We start from the raw sequence: 1,626 nt of genomic DNA on the forward strand, positions 1-1,626 counted from the left end.
AAGTATGACTGGGTACTAGAATTCGATATTAAGGGTCTTTTTGACAATATTGATTATGGATTACTCATGAAAGCAGTCAAAAAGCACACGGATTGTAAATGGATAATTCTCTATATTGAAAGGTGGCTTAAGGCACCCTTTCAGAAGAAAGATGGAGAAATAGTGGAAAGGACTTCCGGGACACCGCAAGGTGGTGTCATTAGTCCGGTATTGGCTAACCTGTTTATGCACTACACATTTGATAAATGGATGGCAATTAATCACCCGAATAATCCGTGGGCTAGATATGCTGATGATGCTGTGGTTCATTGTCGAAACAAAGAAAAGGCTGAGAGATTACTTGAGGAGTTAAACCAACGGTTTAACCAATGTCGGCTTGAACTACATCCCGACAAAACTAAAATCATCTACTGCAAAGACGAAGATCGAACAGGTGATTATCCAAATATCATGTTTGATTTTTTGGGTTATACCTTCCGACCAAGAAGGTCTAAGAACAGATATGGAAAGTTTTTCATAAACTTCACCCCAGCAGTGAGTAACAAAGCATGTAAAGCTATGAGGCAGACAATACGAAGATGGCGGCTTCAGTTGAAACCAGATAAAGAGATTAAAGATCTCTCCCTAATGTTCAACGCTGTAATAAGAGGTTGGATTAACTACTATGGTCACTTTTATAAATCCCAACTCTACTCTGTATTACGTCACATGAATCGAGCATTAGTTCAATGGGTAAGAAGGAAATACAAAAGGTTTATGAGACACAAGAAACGTGCAGAGAGATGGTTGGGGAGATTAGCTAGAAATCTACCAAAACTGTTTGTTCATTGGCAGATGGGAATTCTGCCCGCGACTGGATAATGGGAGCCGGATGAGCTGAGAGGTTCACGTCCGGTTCTGAGAGGGCCTAAGGGTGGGATTCCCTTGGGCTACTCACCGCAATATCTATGTTCGCTCGAGAAGAGCGGGACTCCGCATAATGGAAAGTATCACGTCATTCATTGAAAATAAACTGAAATTAAAGGTAAATCGAGAGAAGAGTTCGGTTGATCGTCCTTGGAAACGCAAATTCTTAGGGTTCTCCTTCACCGTCGGTAGGGAACCGAAAATAAGAATTGCGAAGGAAAGTATAAACCGACTAAAACAACGAATTAGAGAACTAACAAGTCGAAGACATTCGATTGAAATGTCCAAACGACTAAGAAAGCTAAATCGATTTCTAACAGGATGGCTTGTCTATTATCAATTAATTGATACACCAAGTGTACTTGCGAAATTAGATGCTTGGATCAGAAGAAGATTGCGAATGATTAGGTGGAAAGAATGGAAGACCATTTCTGCCAGGAAAAGAAACCTAATCAAACAGGGAATCAGTAAGGCTAGAGCATGGGAGTGGGCAAACAGTAGGAAAGGTTACTGGAGGATAGCTCAAAGCCCTATCATGAATAGAGCCCTTGGCGACCAGTATTGGTCAAACCAAGGGCTCATAAGTTTAGCCGAAAGATATCAAACCAAGCGTTGGACTTAAATGAAACCGCCGTATACGGAACCGTACGTACGGTGGTGGTGTGCTGTGAAAGGCACATCGGAGATGAGGGAAGGCCCCTTGATGGGGATTGAATCAGG

The 1,626-nt window shown here is 41.8% G+C and carries 2 protein-coding genes; both read left to right on the forward strand.

Annotation, left to right across the window (positions count from 1 at the left end; genetic code table 11):
* Positions 1 to 861: reverse transcriptase domain-containing protein (locus KH400_RS20690; protein ID WP_217227878.1), on the forward strand; the 861-nt coding region annotated here is incomplete at its 5' end.
* 118 nt (positions 862 to 979) lie between these two features.
* Positions 980 to 1,528: a group II intron maturase-specific domain-containing protein gene (locus tag KH400_RS20695; protein WP_217227880.1), complete on the forward strand. Its 549-nt coding sequence runs from the start codon at positions 980 to 982 to the stop codon at positions 1,526 to 1,528.
* Positions 1,529 to 1,626 lie beyond the last annotated feature (98 nt).

Origin of the sequence: Desertibacillus haloalkaliphilus, from assembly GCF_019039105.1 — a bacterium.
GTDB classification, from domain to species: domain Bacteria; phylum Bacillota; class Bacilli; order Bacillales; family KJ1-10-99; genus Desertibacillus; species Desertibacillus haloalkaliphilus.